The sequence below is a fragment of the Nocardia sp. NPDC057455 genome, assembly GCF_042802775.1.
Lineage (GTDB): Bacteria > Actinomycetota > Actinomycetes > Mycobacteriales > Mycobacteriaceae > Nocardia.
This window is the reverse complement of record NZ_JBHVDM010000114.1, coordinates 1-19,393: the sequence shown is the minus strand read 5'-3', so window position 1 is coordinate 19,393 and position 19,393 is coordinate 1. Positions and strand designations below refer to the sequence as shown.

The 19,393-nt window shown below is 68.5% G+C and carries 21 protein-coding genes; 8 read left to right on the top strand and 13 right to left on the bottom strand.

The window, feature by feature from the left end; translation table 11 throughout:
- The first annotated feature begins 120 nt into the window (after positions 1 to 120).
- Positions 121 to 1,113 carry an ATP-binding cassette domain-containing protein gene (locus ACFU5M_RS30660; RefSeq protein WP_379054379.1) on the top strand — a complete coding sequence of 331 codons (993 nt, stop codon included), beginning with the start codon at positions 121 to 123 and terminating at the stop codon, positions 1,111 to 1,113.
- A gap of 68 nt (positions 1,114 to 1,181) precedes the next feature.
- Positions 1,182 to 2,015 carry an ABC transporter permease gene (locus tag ACFU5M_RS30655; protein WP_379054383.1) on the top strand — a complete coding sequence of 278 codons (834 nt, stop codon included), beginning with the start codon at positions 1,182 to 1,184 and terminating at the stop codon, positions 2,013 to 2,015.
- Positions 2,016 to 2,141: 126 nt separating this feature from the next.
- Here the strand turns inward: ACFU5M_RS30655 and ACFU5M_RS30650 are convergent, their stop codons facing one another.
- Positions 2,142 to 5,495 (bottom strand): BTAD domain-containing putative transcriptional regulator, encoded by a 3,354-nt coding sequence (locus ACFU5M_RS30650; RefSeq protein WP_379054377.1) that lies wholly within the window; start codon positions 5,493 to 5,495, stop codon positions 2,142 to 2,144.
- 132 nt (positions 5,496 to 5,627) lie between these two features.
- Between ACFU5M_RS30650 and ACFU5M_RS30645 the strand changes: the two genes are divergently transcribed.
- Positions 5,628 to 6,092, top strand: a complete 465-nt coding sequence (locus tag ACFU5M_RS30645; RefSeq protein WP_379054375.1) for an SRPBCC family protein — start codon at positions 5,628 to 5,630, stop codon at positions 6,090 to 6,092.
- 96 nt (positions 6,093 to 6,188) lie between these two features.
- Positions 6,189 to 7,058, top strand: a complete 870-nt coding sequence (locus ACFU5M_RS30640) for a 1,4-dihydroxy-2-naphthoate polyprenyltransferase (protein WP_379054374.1) — start codon at positions 6,189 to 6,191, stop codon at positions 7,056 to 7,058.
- 65 nt (positions 7,059 to 7,123) lie between these two features.
- Here the strand turns inward: ACFU5M_RS30640 and ACFU5M_RS30635 are convergent, their stop codons facing one another.
- From ACFU5M_RS30635 to ACFU5M_RS30615, 5 genes are all read right to left on the bottom strand, one after another.
- A complete protein-coding gene (locus tag ACFU5M_RS30635) occupies positions 7,124 to 7,507 on the bottom strand; it encodes a phage holin family protein (protein ID WP_379054373.1) in 384 nt (127 codons plus the stop codon).
- Positions 7,508 to 7,581: 74 nt separating this feature from the next.
- Positions 7,582 to 8,163 carry a Clp protease N-terminal domain-containing protein gene (locus ACFU5M_RS30630; RefSeq protein WP_379054372.1) on the bottom strand — a complete coding sequence of 194 codons (582 nt, stop codon included), beginning with the start codon at positions 8,161 to 8,163 and terminating at the stop codon, positions 7,582 to 7,584.
- Positions 8,163 to 8,384: a helix-turn-helix domain-containing protein gene (locus tag ACFU5M_RS30625; RefSeq protein WP_040870358.1), complete on the bottom strand. Its 222-nt coding sequence runs from the start codon at positions 8,382 to 8,384 to the stop codon at positions 8,163 to 8,165. The genes ACFU5M_RS30630 and ACFU5M_RS30625 overlap by 1 nt, the downstream gene beginning before the upstream one ends.
- Before the next feature lie 124 nt (positions 8,385 to 8,508).
- A complete protein-coding gene (locus ACFU5M_RS30620) occupies positions 8,509 to 9,594 on the bottom strand; it encodes a PLP-dependent cysteine synthase family protein (RefSeq protein ID WP_379054371.1) in 1,086 nt (361 codons plus the stop codon).
- Complete coding sequence (locus ACFU5M_RS30615) at positions 9,591 to 9,953, bottom strand: DUF4229 domain-containing protein (RefSeq protein ID WP_379054370.1); 363 nt, start codon at positions 9,951 to 9,953, stop codon at positions 9,591 to 9,593. The genes ACFU5M_RS30620 and ACFU5M_RS30615 overlap by 4 nt, the downstream gene beginning before the upstream one ends.
- A gap of 185 nt (positions 9,954 to 10,138) precedes the next feature.
- Here ACFU5M_RS30615 and ACFU5M_RS30610 point away from each other — a divergent pair, with 185 nt between their 5' ends.
- Positions 10,139 to 10,351, top strand: a complete 213-nt coding sequence (locus ACFU5M_RS30610; protein WP_379054369.1) for a BldC family transcriptional regulator — start codon at positions 10,139 to 10,141, stop codon at positions 10,349 to 10,351.
- 117 nt (positions 10,352 to 10,468) lie between these two features.
- Complete coding sequence (locus ACFU5M_RS30605; RefSeq protein ID WP_043733248.1) at positions 10,469 to 10,675, top strand: hypothetical protein; 207 nt, start codon at positions 10,469 to 10,471, stop codon at positions 10,673 to 10,675.
- A gap of 198 nt (positions 10,676 to 10,873) precedes the next feature.
- On the opposite strand, the gene ACFU5M_RS30600 is transcribed toward ACFU5M_RS30605, so the two are convergent.
- On the bottom strand, positions 10,874 to 11,482 hold the full coding sequence (locus ACFU5M_RS30600; protein ID WP_379054368.1) for a hypothetical protein: 609 nt from the start codon (positions 11,480 to 11,482) through the stop codon (positions 10,874 to 10,876).
- Between the two features lie 308 nt (positions 11,483 to 11,790).
- Here ACFU5M_RS30600 and ACFU5M_RS30595 point away from each other — a divergent pair, with 308 nt between their 5' ends.
- Positions 11,791 to 12,438 (top strand): hypothetical protein, encoded by a 648-nt coding sequence (locus ACFU5M_RS30595; RefSeq protein ID WP_379054367.1) that lies wholly within the window; start codon positions 11,791 to 11,793, stop codon positions 12,436 to 12,438.
- Between the two features lie 712 nt (positions 12,439 to 13,150).
- On the top strand, positions 13,151 to 13,465 hold the full coding sequence (locus ACFU5M_RS30590) for a hypothetical protein (RefSeq protein ID WP_379054366.1): 315 nt from the start codon (positions 13,151 to 13,153) through the stop codon (positions 13,463 to 13,465).
- A gap of 533 nt (positions 13,466 to 13,998) precedes the next feature.
- Here the strand turns inward: ACFU5M_RS30590 and ccsB are convergent.
- The 6 genes from ccsB to ACFU5M_RS30560 are packed head-to-tail and all read right to left on the bottom strand — an operon-like array spanning position 13,999 to position 19,029.
- Positions 13,999 to 14,964 (bottom strand): c-type cytochrome biogenesis protein CcsB, encoded by a 966-nt coding sequence (gene ccsB, locus ACFU5M_RS30585; RefSeq protein ID WP_379054365.1) that lies wholly within the window; start codon positions 14,962 to 14,964, stop codon positions 13,999 to 14,001.
- A 2-nt stretch (positions 14,965 to 14,966) separates the two neighbouring features.
- Positions 14,967 to 16,613 carry a cytochrome c biogenesis protein ResB gene (locus ACFU5M_RS30580; protein ID WP_379054364.1) on the bottom strand — a complete coding sequence of 549 codons (1,647 nt, stop codon included), beginning with the start codon at positions 16,611 to 16,613 and terminating at the stop codon, positions 14,967 to 14,969.
- Positions 16,610 to 17,452: a cytochrome c biogenesis CcdA family protein gene (locus ACFU5M_RS30575; protein ID WP_379054363.1), complete on the bottom strand. Its 843-nt coding sequence runs from the start codon at positions 17,450 to 17,452 to the stop codon at positions 16,610 to 16,612. Before ACFU5M_RS30575 ends, ACFU5M_RS30580 begins: the two co-directional genes overlap by 4 nt.
- A gap of 40 nt (positions 17,453 to 17,492) precedes the next feature.
- On the bottom strand, positions 17,493 to 17,747 hold the full coding sequence (locus ACFU5M_RS30570) for a hypothetical protein (protein ID WP_379054362.1): 255 nt from the start codon (positions 17,745 to 17,747) through the stop codon (positions 17,493 to 17,495).
- Positions 17,744 to 18,385, bottom strand: coding sequence for a TlpA disulfide reductase family protein (locus ACFU5M_RS30565; RefSeq protein ID WP_379054361.1), 642 nt, complete (start codon positions 18,383 to 18,385; stop codon positions 17,744 to 17,746). The genes ACFU5M_RS30570 and ACFU5M_RS30565 overlap by 4 nt, the downstream gene beginning before the upstream one ends.
- Positions 18,382 to 19,029 carry a histidine phosphatase family protein gene (locus tag ACFU5M_RS30560; RefSeq protein WP_379054381.1) on the bottom strand — a complete coding sequence of 216 codons (648 nt, stop codon included), beginning with the start codon at positions 19,027 to 19,029 and terminating at the stop codon, positions 18,382 to 18,384. Before ACFU5M_RS30560 ends, ACFU5M_RS30565 begins: the two co-directional genes overlap by 4 nt.
- Between the last annotated feature and the right edge of the window lie 364 nt (positions 19,030 to 19,393).

Here is a 19,393-nt window from a genome sequence, read left to right as displayed (position 1 = left end):
CACCGACATAAACACAAAAAAGATCCACAAAAGGGCCGCGAACACTAATATAAGAAGACGCGGCCAATACGACAGCGCCGTGCAAGAGCGGTGCAAGGCGGGGCCGACACAGTTGTCGGCATGACTTCTTTCGCACCAACTTCAGCGCTCGCCGTCGAGGCGGACGGCTTGGTCAAGGTGTTCGGGGAACAGCGGGCTGTCGACGGGGTGAGCCTGGCGGTGCCGCAGGGCTCGGTGTACGGCGTGCTCGGCCCGAACGGCGCGGGCAAGACCACGACCATCCGCATGCTCGCGACCCTGCTGCGACCGGATGGCGGCCGCGGCCGCATCTTCGGCCACGACGTGGTCGCGGAGCCGACGGCGGTCCGCTCGCTCATCGGTGTCACGGGGCAGTACGCCTCGGTCGACGAGGACCTGACCGCCACCGAGAACCTGATCGTCTTCTCCCGCCTCCTCGGTCTCAGCAGCATCGATGCCCGGCGCAAAGCGGCCGAGCTGCTGGAGGAGTTCGATCTCACCGAGGCGGCGAGCAAGCCGCTGCGAAACTTCTCCGGCGGCATGCGGCGCAGGCTCGATCTGGCGGCCAGCCTGATCGCGACGCCGCCGCTGCTGTTCCTCGACGAACCGACGACCGGCCTCGACCCGCGCACCCGCGCCCAGATGTGGGAGACCATCCGCCGCCTCGTCCGCGAAGGCGCGACGGTGCTGCTCACCACCCAATATCTGGACGAGGCCGACCAACTGGCCGACCGGATCGCGGTGATCGACCGCGGCAAAGTGATCGCCGACGGCACGGCCGACGAACTGAAGGCTTCCGTGGGTGGCTCCAGCCTGCACCTGACCCTGGTCGATCGCGGCAGGCTCGACGAGGCGCGCCGCATCATCGGCGATTTCCTCGGCGTCGATGCGCAGATCACCCCGGAGGCCGGGCGGCTCACCGCGCCGTTGGCCGACGCGGGCGTCACCGCCGATCTGCTGATCCGCCTGCGGGAGCGGGAGATCGGCGTCGACGAGATCACCGTGACCAAGCCGAGCCTGGACGAGGTCTTCCTCACCATCACCGGCCACCCCGCCGAAGACACCACCGACGAGTCCGACAAGAGCGCGGCATGAGCGCCCGGCCCGCGGGCGGCAGCCTGCGTGACCACGAAGCGCCCGCGCATGCCGAGAAGGAACCCAGCATGACCACCATCACCGCGACCGAGGCGCGCCACGCCGCGCCTGCGAAGATCCCCGACGTCAGCAACCACGTTCCGCTCGGCCAGGCGGTGGCGAATTCGTTCACCATGGCCTACCGCGGCCTGCTGAAGATCAAGCACAAGCCCGAGCAACTGTTCGACGTGACGATCCAGCCGATCCTGTTCACCGCCCTGTTCGCCTACATCTTCGGCGGTGCGATCGGCGGCAGCGTGCACGACTATCTGCCGGTCCTGATCCCCGGCATCCTGGTGCAGACTGTGGTGCTCACCTCGGTCGTCACCGGCACGCAGTTGCGCGAGGACATGGACAAGGGTGTCTTCGACCGGTTCAAATCCCTGCCCATCGCCCGCATCTCGGCACTGGCGGGCGCGCTGCTGGCCGACATGGTGCGCTACGTCATCGCGACCGTGCTCACCATCGTCGTCGGCGTAGCCATCGGTTACCGCCCGGAGGGCGGTGTGCTCGGGGTGGTCGCCGCGGGCCTGGTCATCGTGGTCTGCTCGTTCGCGATCAGCTGGATCTGGGCGCTGGTCGGGGTCACCGGCAAGAGCGCGGCGGGCGTGCAGGGCATCTCGATGATGATCATGTTCCCGCTGACCTTCATGTCCGGCGCCTTCGCCATGGTGAGCACGATGCCGGGTTGGATGCAGGGACTCAATCACGTGAATCCGGTGTACTACATGGTGAACGCGTGCCGCGGGTTGATGAACGGCGCCGGCTTCGGCGGCGACCTGGCCTGGTCGTTGATCGGCGCGCTGGCCGTCATCGCGATCTTCGCCCCGCTCACGGTCAAGGCATACATGCGACGGGCGTGAGCGTTCTCCACACACGAGCAGGCCGGGTAACGACGGTTACCCGGCCTGCTTTCGCCGTATGTGGCACAACAACCCGAGTTCGCCCGCGCCAAGAGCATGTGCGAAGAACGATGGCCTGAGCGATCGTCAGTGGGCGGTGCTCAGGCTTTGCAGCATCCGCATGATGCGGTCGGCGGATTCGTTCCGGCGTAGCCGGCCGAGGCGGCGGCGGGCTTGCGCGACACGGTCGGCGCCGAGCTTCGCGGTCGCCGCGTCCAGGTGCCGTTGCCAGCGCATGGAGGGGAAATCCTGGCGGCAGAAAACCTTCGGCGCCAAAATCAGCAGGTCCAGACCCAGGGTGACCTCACGGTCGACGGCGATGAGATACGACCCGATCGCGCAGGCGACACCGCCGATCTGCGGCAGGTCCCGGTACTGGCTCATCATCGGCACGGTGAGCTCGGCCAGCTGTGCGGCCAGAACCGCGCCCGTGCCCGCGGCGCCGTGGAGTACCCGCGCGGCGAGCGCTGCCGCGGCCAGCATCAGGGCGCCGGGCCCGGGGCCGAGCGCGTGGTCCGGCCAGCCGAACAGCTCCAGCGCACGGTCGTAGCGCGCGATACCGTCTGCGGTGTCACCCGTCGCGAACGCCACCTCTGCCGAACTCTGCATCACGGTGGACAGCAGCCGATTCAGTCCGAGCGACGAGCTGTCCAGATCCGGCGTGCCCAACGCGAGGTCGAGTTCCCGCTGGGCCTGCTCCAGCTCTCCGACGCCTACCAGCGAAGCCACCAGCAGGCTGCGGATCTCCACGGTGTCCTCGTAGGCGCCGAGCCGCTGCAGCAAGTCGAGCGCGCGGCGGTAATAGGTCACCGACTCGCCGTACTGGGCGATCTGTCCACAGACCTGCCCGAGGTGCCTGCACACCATGGACACGCTCCAGACGTTCTCGTGTCCGAGGATCTCCAGCGCCTTGGTCGCGTCGACGGTGGAGCCGCGCACGTCACCCAGGTTCTCCCGAATGTTCGCCCGTAACAACAGCGCCGCGGCCCTGGTCTCCGGATCGGCCGAACGCGCCGCCTCGGCGAGCAGCCTGCCGAGGCCGCGTCCGTCGGCCCTGGTGAGCACGACCCGGCCGACGAATCGGTTGTTCTCGGTGAGTTCGACGGCTTGACGGAGCAATCGGCGCACGCGCCTGCGCAGTGCGGCGATCTCCCTGGCGGTGCCGTTGGTATAAGCGAGATGCAGGAACGTCATCTGGTAGGTGACGAGCACGAGGTCCGGACGCGGACCTTCCGGGCCGAAGTCGACCGGCTCCAATTCGATGACCCGCTGGGCCCAGGCGATCACTTCCATATGCGATCCACGGATCACCCACAGCGTGGCGATGACCGGGAACACCGTGTAGGCCGTTGCGGCGTCCCGTCGTTCGATGCCACAACGCAGCGCGGCGAGCAGGTTGTCCAGTTCCGCCGCCACGGAGAGGGCGAGGTGAACCTGATCGCCGGTCATATACCGGCTCGCCGCGTCATCGGCGTAGTCCTTCGCCCACCGCATCATCCGGGTGTCGACCGCGTCCGGCTCCCCCGCCGTGGCGGCCAGCTGCTCTTCACCGAATTCCCGCACCGTCTCCAGCATGCGATAGCGGGTGCCGAGCAGCTCGTCGTCCAGGACGGTGAGCAGCGATTGGTTGACCAGACCATCGATGGCCGCGGCCACATCGGTGACGTCGGCGCCACCCGCGACCGCTTCGGCGGCGGACAGCGTGAACCCGGCCGGGAATCGGCACAACCGGCACAATGTCGCTTGCTGTTCGGTGTCGAGCAGGTTCCAGCTCCAGTCGATCACCGCGTGCAACGTGCGGTGCCGTGCGGGTGAACTGCGGTCGCCGTGGCGCAGCAGTGCGAACCGATCGGCCAATCGCTCGTTGATCTCCTCGACGCTCATCGCCCGGACTCGCGCGGCGGCCAGCTCGATGGCCAGCGGAAGCCCGTCGAGCGTGTGGCAGAGCTGGGCGACGATCTCCGGGTCCAGCCGGACCGCGGGGCGCACGGCCCTGGCTCGGGCGGCGAACAGCTCGGTGGCGGGCGAACCTGCCGGATCGATGGTCAGCGGCGGCAACGGATATACGGTTTCCGCGGTGATCGTCAGTGGCGATCGGCTCGTGGTGAGCACGGTCAGGCGGGGCGCGACACCGATCAGGTCGGCGACCACCACGGCGACCGCGTCGATCAGGTGCTCGCAGTTGTCCAGGATCAGCAGCATCGAGCGCGACGACACCGCGTCCCGTAACCGCCTGCGCAGATCGATCGTCTGCCCGGAGCGCAGCGTCGCCGTGTCGAAGGTGACCTCGCTGAGCCCTAGCACCGCGGCGATCGCCGCCTCGATCTCGACCCTGGCGTCGCCTCCTTCAGCCCGGACCGAGGCCAGCTCCACCAACGCCACCGGCCGGCTGCGCGCGACCCGCGCCCCCAGCTCGTTGGCGACCCTGGTCTTGCCCGCGCCGCCCGGGCCGAGCACGGTCACCACCCGGGAGGCGTGCAGCAGGCCGCTGAGAGCGGCCAGATCGTCCGTCCGGCCGAGCAGCGCGTTCGGCGCGGCGCGCAGACCCATCGCGGCGGGCTGGGCTCCCGAGGACACGGCGTCCTCGGCCGAGGGCACGGCGGCCGCGAAACCGCTCCGCAGACCCGCGTCCGCCACCTGTGCCGGAAGACCGTTCGCACCGGGTCGGGGCGGTACCGTGGGCCCGATCGGTTCCCCGCGCAGGATCGCCGTGTGCGCCGCGGAAAGTGCCGGTCCCGGATCGGCGCCGAGCTGGTCGGCCAATCGGGAGCGGAAGACCGCGAACGATTCCAGCGCTTCGTTGCCCCGCCCGGCCGCGGCGAGCAAACGCATCAAGGTCAGCTGCGCGGGCTCGTCCAACGGGTCGGCGGCGGTGCGCAGCCGAGCCAGGCTCAATGCGCCGTCGGTGTCGCCGCCGACTTCACGTGCGGCGAGTTCGAGTTCGTCGAGTTCGGCGCGACGCCGCCCGGCCGCGGCGCGCAGCTCGTCGGCGAGGTCGCCCGGCGGCAGATCGGCGCCCGGGTCCCCGCGCCACAGCGCCCGCGCGGCCGCGATCTCCGCCAGACATCCGGGAAGGTCACCCGCGGCGTGCAGCTTGCGTGCCCGTGTGACGCGCTCGCCCACCGAGGACAGATCGACCTGGTCGGCGCCGAGCGTCAACCGGTAGCCCGCCGGGCCGATGTCCAGCGCGCCCTCCGGCAGCGCCGACCGCAGCCGGGAGACCTGGGTGTGCAGCGCGTTCATCGGCGACCGCGGCGGCTGTTCGCCCCACACCTCCTCGATCAGCGCTCGCGCACCACGGCTGCGCCCGGGTCGCAGTGCGAGGGCGGTGAGCAGCAGCCGGGAGCGCGCACCGGGCAGCGGCGTCAGCAGGCCGCCACGGCGCAGCGCGACCTCGCCCAGCAGGGCCACCACGACCGATTCGCCTGCGGGCGTCGCCACTGCTCCACTGTGGCCGTGCGGGCCGCTGCGCTCCGGAAACATCCCGCGGTTATCGTAGGCGAGCAGACCGGACGGGGCCGACACGATTTTTTTGCCGCGACTGTGAGCGGTCGGTGGCATAGTCTGACCCCCATGGCTGAGTTCGAGGTGGTCCGATCGGCCGTGGTCACGGCCGAACCCGCGCGTGTGCACGGGCTGATCAACGATTTCCACAAGTGGGTCGAGTGGTCGCCGTGGGAGGACCTCGACCCGCAGCTCCAGCGCAGTTATTCCGGTGCGGATTCCGGGATCGGCGCGCGCTATGCCTGGAGCGGCAACCGCAAGGCGGGGGCAGGCAGCATGGAGATCATCGGCAGCGCCGACCGCGAGATCGGGGTGCGCCTGGAATTCCTGAAGCCGATGAAGGCCACCAACATGGTGACCTTCACTCTGGACCCGGTCGAGACCGGCACGGAAGTGACCTGGCGGATGACCGGCAGGCAGACCGGCTTGATGGGCGTCATCGGCAAGTTCATCCCGATGGACAAGTTCGTCGGGCGGGACTTCGAGAAGGGGCTCGCACGGTTGCAGCAGGCGGCGATGACCGAAACGGCCTGATCGTCCCGCCCGCACCAGGCGGTGCCTGCGCCTTCGCTCCGGTCGTGCGCGAACTGAGGACGGACTGCGTCCGAATGCGCCCATTATGCTGCGGACATGGCTACTGCAGCGCAATGGATCGAGGGCGCACGACCCCGCACCCTACCGAACGCGATCGCCCCGGTGCTCGCCGGAACCGGTGCCGCCGCGTCCGTCGACGGTGCGGTGTGGTGGAAGGCGATCCTCGCGCTGCTCGTCTCGCTCGCGCTGATCATCGGCGTGAACTACGCCAACGACTACTCCGACGGCATCCGCGGCACCGACGACGTCCGGGTCGGTCCGTTGCGCCTGGTCGGGCAGAAACTGGCCTCGCCCGCGGCGGTGAAGACCGCCGCGATCGTCAGCCTCGTCATCGGCGCCGTGTTCGGTCTGGTGCTGGTGCTCACCAGCGCGTGGTGGCTGCTGCTCATCGGCGCCGCCTGCCTGGCCGGGGCCTGGTATTACACCGGTGGCAGCAACCCTTACGGCTACAGCGGATTCGGCGAAGTGGCGGTGTTCGTCTTCTTCGGCTTGGTCGCGGTGCTCGGCACCCAGTTCGTGCAGGCGGACCGGATCGATTGGGTGGGCGCGCTGCTCGCGGTCGCGGTGGGCGCGTTCTCCAGTGCCGTGCTCGTCGCGAACAACCTGCGCGACATCCCCACCGACACCGAGTCCGGGAAGGTCACGCTCGCGGTCAAACTCGGCGATCCGCGCACCCGCACGCTGCACCTCGCCCTGCTCACAGTGCCGTTCCTCGCGACGTTGGCGCTGGTCGTCCGCACGCCGTGGGCGCTGGCCGGGTTGATCGCGATACCGCTGGCGGTGCGCGCCAACGCGCCGGTGCGCGGCGGCAAGGGCGGCCTGGAACTGATTCCCGCGCTGCGGGATTCCGGACTGGCCCTGCTGGTCTGGTCGGCGGTCACCGCACTGGCGGTCGGACTGGGCTAGCCCGGTTGCCGATCGACGCGACCGCGCGGGCCCGGTGACCGGTTGCGCACCAGCGGCGTGGCGAACTAGTCCTCGTCCGGAACCAGGATGCCGAGCACCCAGTTCACGATCGAGACGATGATGCCGCCCAACAGCGCGGCCCAGAAACCCTCGACGCGCAGGCCGTAATCGGTGAACGCTTCGGTGATCTCGGCGGTCAGCCACAGCATGAACGCGTTGATCAGAAGCAGGAACAGGCCGAGCGTCACGATCACCAGCGGTAGTGACAGCATTTTCACGATCGGCTTGACCAGCGCGTTCACCACCGTGAACACGGCGGCCACCGCGATGACGACCGCGATCTTGGCACCGTTGCCGCCTTCGGGAGCGAGGATGTCGATCTTGTCGACCCAGAAGGCGGCCAGCCAGATGGCCACCGCGTTGATGATCAACCGAATCACGAGCTGCATGGCCCAATGCTAGGCGTCGGGTACGGACATGCGCCGCTGGAAGACACGAACTGCACCGGCGCATGTCCGCTGGCTCATGCCGCACGGTCGAGCAGGGCATGCACTTTCGGGCGCAACTGCTGGATCACGGTGGCTCCGCCGAACAGTCGCACCGTCGTCTGGTTGGGGGCACGCAGGATGCCGAGCAGCATGTGCCCGGATTCGATGGTCTTGTCCTTGCGGCCGAGCGCCTCCCGTAGGGAGAGCTCGAGCACTTTCTTCGCTTCGCGGGTGAACGGAATGTGCCCGTAGTAGCCGCCGCGGCCCCACGGGAACGGCCCACGTCGCGGGTCCGGCGCGGCGCGGTCGAGCGCGTCCTCGCCGAAATGCGCTTCCAGTGACTCCCGGACGGCGTCCAGATCGATCCCGATGGATCGCAGTGCCTCGGCGTCCTGCGGGCCGAGGGGAACCCCATTGCCCTGCTCGGCCAGCGTGCGGCGCACGCCGTCGCGAGTGAGTCCCGTCTCGGCGAGCAACGCCGTCAACTCCGGCTCGGCCTGGCCGAGCAATCCGAGCAACACGTGCTCCACCTCGATATTCGACGCGCGGAGTTCGCGCGCGTCCTCCTGGGCGGTGACGATCGCCGTGCGCGCCGACCTGCTGAACCGTTCGAACATCAGCGGCTCCTGCCTTTCCGGTTGTATTTCTGGTGGACCGCCTGCTTGCTCACCTCGAGCGCTTCCGCGATCGCCTGCCAGGACCAGCCCTGGGCACGGGCGTTGGCCACCTGGATCGCTTCGAGACGTTCGAGCAGCCTGCGTAGCGCGAGCACCGCGCGCAGCCCGACCTTGGGATCGGGGCTGCCCGCGGCGGCCGCCAGAGTGGTTGCTTCTGTCATGGCGTCAATTTTTATTGACGTGCACGCGCGGTGTCAACAAAAATTGACGAACGGCGGCACGACAGTGCCCGATTCCGCCATCGGCGAACAAGGAAACCTCGCGCTCACGCGAGGTGCGAACCGATCAGGCGTCCCAGGTCCCGGTCGCCACGAACTTCTCCAGGACCGCGGTGGGCTCCGCGAGATCCAGCCCCTGGGAAGCGACCCACGCATCGTCGAAATACGTACCGGCATAACGATCTCCGCCGTCACACAGCAGAGTGACGACGCTGCCGCCGCGCCCTTCGGCGAGCATCTCGGCGATCAGGGCGAACACACCCCACAGGTTGGTCCCGGTCGATCCACCGACCCGGCGGCCGAGCCGCGCGCCCGCGAACCTGGCCGCCGCGATGGACGCCGCGTCGGGCACCTCGAACATGCGGTCCACCACTTGGCCCACGAACGAGGGCTCCACCCGCGGACGGCCGATACCTTCGATCCGGGAGGGCATTCCGGTCTGGTAACCCGCGTCCCCAGTCTCGTAACCGCCGTAGAAAGCCGAGTTCTCCGGATCGACCACGGCGAGCTTCGTCGCGTGCCTGCGGTATCGGATGTAGCGGCCGATCGTGGCGCTGGTGCCGCCCGTGCCCGCGCCGACCACGATCCATGCCGGCACCGGATTGGCCTCCAACGCCATCTGCTGGAAGATCGACTCGGCGATGTTGTTGTTGCCGCGCCAGTCGGTGGCGCGCTCGGCGTGAGTGAACTGGTCCATGTAGTGCCCGCCGCATTCGGCCGCCAGCCGCGCCGCCTCGGTGTACATGTCCGGCGGGCGCCGCACGAAATGGCAGCGGCCGCCCTGCGCTTCGATCAACGCGATCTTCTGCGGGGAGGTGCTCGCGGGCATCACCGCCACGAAATCCAAGCCGAGCAGCTTTGCGAAGTAGGCCTCGCTGACCGCGGTCGAACCGGAGGAAGCCTCCACCACGGTCGTCCCCTCGGTGACCCAGCCGTTGCAGATGGCGTACAGGAACAGCGAGCGGGCCAGGCGGTGCTTGAGGCTGCCGGTGATGTGGGTGGACTCGTCTTTCAGGTAGAGCTGGACATTCCACCCGGCGGGCAGCGGGTAGCGCAGCAAATGGGTATCCGCGCTGCGCTGGGAGTCGGCGTCGATCAACCGCACCGCGTTGTCGACCCAGTCGCGCGGTGCGGTGTGATCACAGGACCTCACGAAGACGTTCCCGACTCCGGCGGGCTCGGCGGCTCGTCCCCGCGCAACCGCGCCCGTAGCTCGGCCTTGTCGCGGCGCCTGCGCTCGTCGACCACGGCGATGTCCTCGTTGACCTTGACCCGCAGCCGCTTGAACAGGGTCAACGACAGCGGCATCGCGATGATGAGCGCGAACAGAGCCGCGACCACCAACGGAATGTCCACCGACACCAGTCGCGCGCCCAGCACGATCACGGCGGTGAGCACCACCACGAGACCCAACCTCGCGACGGTGTAGAGGGCCAGATTTCGGGCCAGCCGACGACCAGCGCCAGCCGTTTGCTGTCCGGAAGCACCTTTTGGTGGAGTTGCGTCACGCACATCCCTCAGCCTATGCGAAGCTGTTGCCGGCCCCCGGTGCACGTCCAATGGCCGGGGGTGGGGCGCGCATCCGATTTGTCCATTACCTCCCCTTTACCAACTGTAGGTGGTTCGAGTACCTAGGGGTTTCAGTGCGACGATGGCGCCATCTGATGAGGGAACTGTCGAGAACGGAGAGGTTTGCTATGACTGCGATCACCGTCGGCGGCCAGGACACCCTGCTGACTCCGGGCCAGGTTGCTGCCCTGTTCCACGTCGACCCCAAGACCGTGACGCGCTGGGCCCACGCCGGGCGCCTCGGGTCGCTGCGCACACCGGGCGGACATCGCCGGTTTCGCGAATCGGAAGTACTCCAGCTGCTCAAGTCGCTGACCACCGAGGCGACCTCAGTACGCTGATCGCAGGGCACGCGGGCCCGTCGTGCTCGGGTCCGCGCTCGCCCGCAGACATTTTCTACGTCTGTGGTGTGCGGAAGTCACGTCCGCGGCTACCCTCGTAACCAGGAGGTGAGCGACGTGACGTACCTGTTGGCACTCATCGCGGTGGTGGCAATAGCGGTGTTGTGCTGGAAGGCGTTCGGCCCCGAGCGGACTGGACCCACTGCCCCGCAGACGCGTTCACCACAGCGCAAGCGCGTCATCGGACCCGACGACGACCCGGAGTTCCTCTGGCGACTATCTCGCCAGCACCGCGACGGCGAGTCCGGTTCCGCCGAGCGCTGATCATTCGCAGTACCCGCGCGATAGCACTCGTCCAGCGGTATCCGGCGTTCGCGCGTTCTCGTTGCCCCATGTTCGGCCGCGGCTGTTCCGCCGGGAGAACTCCCTCTCCCCCGTCGGACACCACGGCGATCGACAACCCGGTCGGGGTGCGGCAGGCGCGCTGCGGTGCGCCTGCCGCACTCGATCCGCGGGGACCGATCAGGGTTCGCCGTTGACGACCGCCATCAACGCGTCCATGAACGGCTGCCCGCCCTGGATGGCTCCGCCCGCGATCGCGCCGACGACCAAGCCGATCGGGCCGGTGATGATGCTGAAGAAGCCCAGGCCGATCAGTGCCCCGAGCAGTCCGCCGAGCAGCGCGCCGCCGACCACGCCGACGACATTCTGGTTCAGTTCGGCGATGAGCCGGTTCATCGAGCTGATCGGCTGCATCTCGCCGATCTCCTTGGCGTCCGCCTTCGGGGTGAGCGCGAGACGCCGTCCGTTGTCGGAGATTTCGTGCGCGACCGAGAGCTTGCTGCCGGAAACCTGGAAGGTCAGCGGCACTTCGGCGACCACGGCTCCGGTATCGGAGGTCAGCTCGATCTTGGTGCCGTCGTCGACCACCGCGAAGGTGCCGTGCTCGACGGCAGTGCTGATCGCCCCGGTCTCGCGCGAAACCGTGGTGCGGTAATCCACCCCCTGTTCGACACCTGCTGTCGTGATCTCTCGATCCGGTTCTACGGGTTTCGCGTTCGCGGCCCCCGCTGTGATGCCCACTGCGGCAACCGCACCGAGCGTAATGGCGGCAATAGTGCCGAACTTCATTTGGAATTCCTTCTCACCGAGACACCCGGCTCCGGAGGCCGGATGGCGTGTGACTGTACAGCGCCCGTGACTTGTTTCCAGACCTGGCGGCCGGCACACGTGATCCAGCGGTTCGTTATCCGATTGTGATCACTTCGGCCTCGGATGCGAACACGCGGGCGAATTCCGAGGGCGGATCGCTGTGCATGGGAGGCAAAACTCGACGCGGACGTGCCGGGTAGTGTAAGCATGGCGTGGTCTTCAATCCGCAAGATTCACAACTTCGGGTCGCTAGGTGGGTCGAAGGGTTCGAGCTCTGGAGGACGTACGTGTCGCGCCAACGTGTCCGCGCCGGTATCACCCTGGCCGCCTTCATGGTCGGGACCGGACTGGCGGCCACCCTTGTGGTCGTCGCCGCGCTATCGATGTCAGGGCCCGCCGAGGAGCCGGCCGCAGCCGCCCAGACAGCCACCGCACCAACCACATCGGCCCCCGCGCCGACCACCGAAGAGCCGCTGCCCACTACCACCGAGGCGCTGCCGACCACGTCGGCGATGCGCGGTGCGTCGAACAAGAGCGCCACCAGCGTGCAGGTGAACATCGGCGACTGCGTGCAACTCGGCGGCGCGGGCGGGATCGACAAAACCGCTTGTGGCGGCTCCAACTCCGTCTACAAGGTCATCGAGAAGGCGCCCGCGAACGCCGCGTGTCCCACCGACGCCGACCACACCTACAGCGAAACCCTGCACGGGGCGGCACAGGCCGCGCTGTGCCTGGACATCGACTGGGTGGTCGGCGGCTGCATGGAACTCACCCCCGGCAGCCCCAAACGGCTGGACTGCGCGGCCCCCGCCCCCGGCGCGGTCCGGGTGATCGACATCAAGCAGAACACCGTCGACGTCAACGCCTGCGGCTCGGCCGACAGCGGAATCGTCTACCAGCAACGCCATTTCGTCGTCTGCGTGACGCGGCTCTAGGAGCGCCTCCGAGGCCGTCACTCACGCTGCCATCCCTCGGCGTGGCCTGCGGGCGGCACCATTAACAGACATGCGAAGTCTCATGTCTCGTAAGATGTAGGACTAGAGCGTTATCGGATTACCGCAGTTGGTTTTTCGCGTGTGGCCGACTCGAGCTCTGCGCAATTCGCTCGCATCGCAGATCGAAGATACGGTTCGCACAATTCGGCCAAAGTCTGAAAACGTTTTCCTCCACATTTGGCACGTACGCATAGATAAAAACCCTGCTACTCCGCGATATAGCGCCTGGGATGAGCGTTCCCCAGGCTGCCGCGTTCAGTGACAGACCCATGAGCGCCGCGTTCCACAACTCGCCGTTCCACCGGTATCCCTGCGCAGTACGCCTTCGACCGCGAAACCGGCTCGGTCGTACAGCGCTATCGCCGCCTGATTGTCTGGCCATACCACCGTGACCGATTCTGGTCCCCCTCCGAAGGCGGCTCCCTGATCGAACCTGCTGGGGACGCTTTATCGACTCTCGCGGATCGTCGATGGATCCGTGCGCCGGGTGCCCGGAGCCGAGCCCACCTTGGGGGAATCGACCTACCGCAAGGGGTGCATCGGCGTGCACCCTTGGTGTCCTTTCGGCGCGTTCCGGTGTCGATGAGGCTGGACAGCGTCATCACGACAACGGGACCGCCCCGCGATACGAACACATGAAGGAGCACCACATATGACGACGAACCACCGCTCGACCCGCCGCCCCCGCCGTTTCGCCCGCGCTCTAGCGATCGCCGCCGCACCCGCCCTGCTGGGCGTGGGCCTGGTGACAGCCGGCGTCGCCCAAGCCGGCCAAGACCCCAACCTACCGACCTGTACCTGGCCCAACCTGGTGTGCGGCCCACAAACCAATCTGACCCCCGGCGGCCAAACCAACCTCACCCCCGGCGGCCAAACCAACCTCACCCCCGGCGGCCAGACCAACCTCACCCCGGGCGCCTCCACCGACCTCGCCCCCAGCCCAACACCCCGGCGTTCCTGTGACTGACACAGTGCATGCGTGTGGCCCCGCGCAGCGGCGGGGCCACATCAGAGTTTCGGCGACTCGGCGCTACCGCGTACGCGCTGTGGGACCGCCCCGCGACACGAACACATGAAGGAGCACCACATATGACGACGAACCACCGCTCGACCCCCCGCCCCCGCCGCTTCGCCCGCGCTCTAGCGATCGCCGCCGCACCCGCCCTGCTGGGCGTGGGCCTGGTGACAGCCGGCGTCGCCCAAGCCGGCCAAGACCCCAACCTACCGACCTGTACCTGGCCCAACCTGGTGTGCGGCCCACAAACCAATCTGACCCCCGGCGGCCAAACCAACCTCACCCCAGGCGGCCAAACCAACCTGACTCCCGGCGGCCAGACCAATCTCGACTCGGGCCCACACCGACCTCACTCCCGGCTCGTCGGCCCGGGGATCCTGTGATCGATTCCGGTACCGAGATGTGGCCCCGCGCACTGGCGGGGCCGCGTCGACGCTTCGGCGGCCCAGCAGTACTGCCTACCGGGGTGGTGTGGCTACGGCGCCTCAGTTCAGCCCCGCGTACGAGTGCAACCCGCTGATCACCATGTTGATGATGAACAGGTTGAACAGCATCGCGACGAAGGCGGCGATGTTGATCCAGGCGGCCTTGGTGTCACGCCAGCCGGAGGTGGCGCGGGCGTGCAGGTAGGCGGCGTAGAGGACCCAGGCGATGAAGGAGCAGGTTTCCTTCGGGTCCCAGCCCCAGAAGCGGCCCCAGGCGGCCTCGGCCCAAATGGCGCCCAGGATGACGCCGGCACCGAACAGTGGGAAACCGATGATGGTGGCCTTGTAGGCCAAGCGATCCAGGGTGCGGGCGTCGGGCAGGCGACGCGCGATGACGCCGAGGACGTTGCTCGACTCCTCGCCCTCCGGCTGGCGCAGACGGTAGAGGAAGAGCATGCTCGCCACGCCCGCGAACAGGAACACACCGCTGCCGACGCTGACGATGGTGACGTGCACCGGCAGCCAGAACGACTTCAACGCGGGCACCACGGGTGCGGCGTCGGCGTAGAGCACCGTGCCCGCCAGGAACAGCAGTACCAGCACGGGGACCAGCAGGAACGCCCACATCGCGCGGTAGCGCTGCTCGCGCAGCAACACCACCCCGACCAGCACGGCGGCGGCCGTCGCCATGGTGACGAACTCGTACATGTTGCCCAGCGGGAAGCGGTGGGTCGCGAAGCCGCGCAACACGATCGCGCCCACGTGCAGCGCGATGGCGACCATCAGCACCGAGAACGCCATGTTGCCGAGCCGTTCCGACAGCGACAGCCGCGCGGGCTCGACGACCCGGCCTGGTCCCTGCGGTGTCGCTCCGCCGCCCACGGTCACCAACTCGCGTTCGCTGACCTGGCGGCTGCGCGCCGTCGCGTACTGCCAGATCAGCAGCACCAGCACCAGCGCGTACACCACGATCGCCGTCTTGAACGCGAGATCGCTGTACCTGGCGATGGTTTCGTCGATCGGCATGGTCACTCTCCCGTGGTCTCGGCGTGCTCGTCGAGCAGGCGGGCGCGCAACCGGTCGAATTCGCCGCCCCAGCCCGCCTGGTCGGTCCTGGCCAGCCCGCCCATCTCTACTACAGTGCGTCGTTGGTCAACGGTACCGGCTGTGTCCTCGGCCGGATAGACCCGCACCCAGATACGCCTGCGCTTGATCAGCAGCGAGACCAACAGGCCCGCCATCATGAACAGCGCGCTCACCAGCACCCACTTCTGCGCGGGATCGTGCGAGACCTGCAGATTGACGAACTCCTGCGCGCCGTCGAAGGTGACCTTGGTGCCGTTCGGCAGTGTGGTCGACTCGCCGGGACGGAGATTGACCCTGGCCTCTTTGGCCAGCCTGCCCTGCTTGACCTGCTCGGGGTCCAGGGCGAACAGCGACTGCGGCTTCCCGGTGTCCAACCCGGTGTCACCGCGATAGATGTCGACCGCGACGGCTGGATCGTTCATCGCGGGGAACGCGGAGGTCAGCAACGACCCGTGGAACATCGCCGTGGGCGCGAACAACCCTTCGATCGCGATCTGGTTCTTGCGGCGCTCCTCGTCGGTGGCGTACATGCCACCGGGCGGGTCGATTCGCAGCACACCGCTGGACAGGAACGTCGAGGCGTCGTCGGGACGCCACTGGATGGACTCGGTGCGGGTCCGGCCGTTGGGGAAGGTCACCGTGAAGGTCGGCGCGTAGCCGTGGCCCTGCAGGTAGAGCCGGTCGCCCGCGACGCGCAAGGGATGGTTGACCTGCACCCGGGTATCCCGCCAAGTGTTCGTCCGCAGGTCGTCGCCGGCCTGGTAGGCGAGGTTCGCGGTGAACATCTCCGCCTGACCGTTGGTCAGGTAGTCGGCCTGGAAATCCTTCACCCGGACGCAGATCGGAGTCATCCCCGTGCCGTCGTTGACGTTGCCCGCCTTGAACGAGTCGAACACCGCGGGCGAGGTGGTGCAGAAGCCGGGACCGTTGTTCGCCAGCACGATGACGCTGCCCTCGTAGCCGAACAGCTTGCCCACCGCGATGGCGATCAGCAGCCCGACCAGCGCCAGATGGAACACCAGGTTGCCGAGTTCGCGGGTGTAGCCCTTCTCCGCCGACAGCGCCAGTTCGCCCTCGCGGGGGCCGGGGCGGACCTCGGTGCGCCAGCCGCGCAACTGGGCGCGGGCGTGGTCGAGCAGTTCCCGGGGCGATCGCTCGGCCGAGCCCGAGTAGTGGTGCGGCAGCCTGGTCAGGTTGCGCGGCGCCCGCACCGGCGGTGTGCGCAGCGCGCGGTAGTGGTCGAGCGTGCGCGGCAGGATGCAACCGACCAGGGAGATGAACAGCAGCACGTAGACGGCGGTGAACCAGAAGCTGGAGAACACGTCGAACAGCTCGAAGCGGTCCATCCAGGGGCCGAGGGTGGGCCGGTCGGCGATGTACTGGTCGACCTTCTGCTCGTTGAGGTTGCGCTGCGGCAGCAACGCGCCGGGAATCGCGGCCAGGGCGAGCAGGAACAGCAGCACCAAGGCGGTGCGCATGCTGGTGAGCCCGCGCCAGGTATTGCGCAGGAACGCCCGGGCCCGTCCGGCCATGGATCGGCGCGGCGGACGTTCGGTGCTCTCCATCGTCGGCTGGTCGGTCACGGTCATATCGGCAAGGTCACCTCGGAGACGAACGCGTCGCGCACCCAGGCGACGAACTGGTCCCACGCTCCGGTGACCAGCGCGGCGCCGACCGCGACGAGCAACATGCCCCCGATGATCTGAATGGTGCGGGAATTGCGGCGCAGCCAGCCCACCCCGCGCAACGCGCTCGCCGAACCGAAGGCCAGCACGACGAACGGAAGACCGAGCCCGAGACAGTAGGCGACGATCAGCGCGACCCCGCGCGCCGCCGTCGTCCCGTCGGTGCCCGCGGCCACCGCCATGACGCCGGAAAGCGTCGGGCCGAGGCACGGTGTCCAGCCCAGCGCGAACACTCCGCCCAGCAGCGGCGCGCCCATGATGCTGGTGAGCCTGCGCGGCTCCATCCGGGTGTCGCGCTGCAACGCGGGGACCAGGCCGATGAAGACCAAGCCCATCAGGATCGTCAGCACACCGCCGATGCGTTGCAGCAGTTCGCGGTTCACATTGAGGGTCTGGATGACGCCGAACACGGTCGCGGTGGCGAGCACGAAGACCACGGTGAAACCGGCCACGAACAAGCCGGCCGCACCCGCGACCCGCATCCGCCCCGAGCGAAGCGACTGGGCCGTGGCGACGGCCCCCGTCGGTCCGGTGCGAGAGCCCGCGACCTCCGCAACAGTCGCGGGCGGTGCCTCGGCGCCGACCAGTCCGGCCAGATAGGACAGGTAGCCGGGCACGAGGGGGACCACACACGGCGAGGCGAACGACACGAGACCGGCCAGCAAGCACGCGCCGAGCGCCAGCAGCAGCGGCCCGGAGGCCGCCGTCTGCTGGAACGAATCGCCGACTCCGGCGAGCACCATCACAGGTCCTCCCCGGTGCGCGGCCCGGTGCGCGCGAGCGTCACACCGATTCCTCCGGCGTGTCCTCTGACGATCGACCGGCGCCGCGGCGCAACGACACCTTGTGCTCGGTGGCGGTGGGCTCCTCGGCCGCCTCGAACACGGCGAAGTCCAGCAGGGACTCGGCTGCGACGCTGCGCGGCACGGTGGCGATACCCGCCCACCGGTCGTCGACGGCCCATCCTCCGCCGATGCGTCGGGCGCCCTGCCGTGGCCGGCAGGCACGCAGGTGGCGGGTACGGCGGTCGCGATTCACTGTAATTCCTCCGCGGCGATACTTTCGATGACCGGCTGCAGATCCTCGGCCAGCAGGGACCGCAGGAAGACCGCGGCGACCCGGTGTTGCCGGTCGAGGACCAGAGTGGTGGGGATGACACTGGTAGGGAAATTCCCGCCGAGCGCCAAGAGCGTGCGCATCGACGGGTCGTAGACGGACGGGTAGCCGACCTTGTTGTCGACCACGAAATCCTGGGCCTTGTCCTGTTGCGGATCGCGGACGTTTATTCCGAGGAAGACCACGCCTTTGTCCTTGGTCGCCTCGTAGACCTGCTCCAGGGCGGGCGCCTCGGCGCGGCATGGACCGCACCACTGGCCCCATAGGTTGAGCACGACGACCTTGCCCGCATAGTCCTCGACCGAGGTGATTTTGCCCGCCGTCATCAGGTCCGGACCGGCCAGTTCGCCGATGGTGCCGCGCGCGGCGGGCGGGTCGTAGCGAATGTCGGTCTTGCCGCCGGGCGAGACGAATTCGAAGGTGCCGCCCGAGGCCACCGCGTCCGAACCGGTCGAACACCCCGCGAGCGCGGCGATCAGCGCCACGCACGCGAGCAGTACCGGCAACACCCGCCCGGTGCGTACCGAGGGCGGGAGAGGGAACGCGGTGGAGCGGGTCATGCGCCGTGCACCGACGGGTCCGAGCCGCCCGCGGGCTCGGAGTAGACGATGTCGACGAGCGTGTCGCCGTGGTAGACCAGCGAGGTCAGCGACGCGAGCGAGCACTGCCGCTGGCGCGGGTCGTGCCAGAGCCGCTGCCCCTGCAGGAACCGCCGCAGCGTCCACACCGGTAGCTGGTGCGAGACGAGCACGGCCTCCCGCCCGGCCGCTTCGACGCGGGCTTTGTTCACTGCCGCCAGCATGCGGTGCGCGATCTGTAGGTAGGGCTCGCCCCAGGACGGGGTGAACGGGTCGCGCAGCTTCCACCAGTGCCGCGGCTTGCGCAGCGCACCGTCGCCGACCGACACGCGCAGGCCCTCGAAGGTGTTGCCCGCCTCGATGAGATTCTCGTCGGTGCGCACGATGACGTCGTGCTGCGCGGCGATCGGCTCGGCGGTCTCCTGGGCGCGCTGCAACGGCGAGGCGATGACCAAAGCGATGTCGTGATCGGCCAGGGTCCGCGCGACGGCGGCGGCCTGCGCGCGCCCCGTGACCGAGAGGCTGAAGCCGGGCAGGCGGCCGTAGAGGATGCCGTTCGGGTTGTGTACCTCGCCGTGCCGCAGCACGTGCACGATCGTCTCGACGGCGGTGCCGCCGTCGTGCACCCGCTCGGCGGCGCTGATCCGGTTGTCGGCGCGCTCGACCGGCTCGGAAGCCTCGCTCTCGGCCGGGGTTGCCTCGTCGGCCTTGCCGGTGGCGGCCTGCGCCGTCGCCCCGGCGGCTGCTGCGAAGTGAGCGCCCGCGTCGACCAGGCTCGATGCCACGGCCTCGGCGGCGGGCTTGGTCCCGGCGGCGAACTGCTCACCCGCGTCGATCACGATCGCCTCCGCGACCTGGTCGATGGCCGATGCGGAGGCGGCCGCGCCGTTCGTCGCGGTCACGTCCGGCTCGGCGGACGGCTTGGCCGGCTCGCGCCGGTCGGCATCGGGCTGATCGAGGTCGGAGGTCACGCGCGGGATCCTTCGGGGG

Excerpts from the sequence above, each read along its gene's own strand:
- ACFU5M_RS30660 (WP_379054379.1), top strand. The coding sequence starts at position 121 with ATGACTTCTTTCGCACCAACTTCAGCGCTCGCCGTCGAGGCGGACGGC.
- ACFU5M_RS30655 (WP_379054383.1), top strand. The coding sequence starts at position 1,182 with ATGACCACCATCACCGCGACCGAGGCGCGCCACGCCGCGCCTGCGAAG.
- ACFU5M_RS30645 (WP_379054375.1), top strand. The coding sequence starts at position 5,628 with ATGGCTGAGTTCGAGGTGGTCCGATCGGCCGTGGTCACGGCCGAACCC.
- ACFU5M_RS30640 (WP_379054374.1), top strand. The coding sequence starts at position 6,189 with ATGGCTACTGCAGCGCAATGGATCGAGGGCGCACGACCCCGCACCCTA.
- ACFU5M_RS30635 (WP_379054373.1), bottom strand. The coding sequence starts at position 7,507 with ATGCAGCTCGTGATTCGGTTGATCATCAACGCGGTGGCCATCTGGCTG.
- ACFU5M_RS30630 (WP_379054372.1), bottom strand. The coding sequence starts at position 8,163 with ATGTTCGAACGGTTCAGCAGGTCGGCGCGCACGGCGATCGTCACCGCC.
- ACFU5M_RS30625 (WP_040870358.1), bottom strand. The coding sequence starts at position 8,384 with ATGACAGAAGCAACCACTCTGGCGGCCGCCGCGGGCAGCCCCGATCCC.
- ACFU5M_RS30610 (WP_379054369.1), top strand. The coding sequence starts at position 10,139 with ATGACTGCGATCACCGTCGGCGGCCAGGACACCCTGCTGACTCCGGGC.
- ACFU5M_RS30600 (WP_379054368.1), bottom strand. The coding sequence starts at position 11,482 with ATGAAGTTCGGCACTATTGCCGCCATTACGCTCGGTGCGGTTGCCGCA.
- ACFU5M_RS30590 (WP_379054366.1), top strand. The coding sequence starts at position 13,151 with ATGACGACGAACCACCGCTCGACCCGCCGCCCCCGCCGTTTCGCCCGC.
- ccsB (WP_379054365.1), bottom strand. The coding sequence starts at position 14,964 with ATGCCGATCGACGAAACCATCGCCAGGTACAGCGATCTCGCGTTCAAG.
- ACFU5M_RS30580 (WP_379054364.1), bottom strand. The coding sequence starts at position 16,613 with ATGACCGTGACCGACCAGCCGACGATGGAGAGCACCGAACGTCCGCCG.
- ACFU5M_RS30575 (WP_379054363.1), bottom strand. The coding sequence starts at position 17,452 with ATGGTGCTCGCCGGAGTCGGCGATTCGTTCCAGCAGACGGCGGCCTCC.
- ACFU5M_RS30565 (WP_379054361.1), bottom strand. The coding sequence starts at position 18,385 with ATGACCCGCTCCACCGCGTTCCCTCTCCCGCCCTCGGTACGCACCGGG.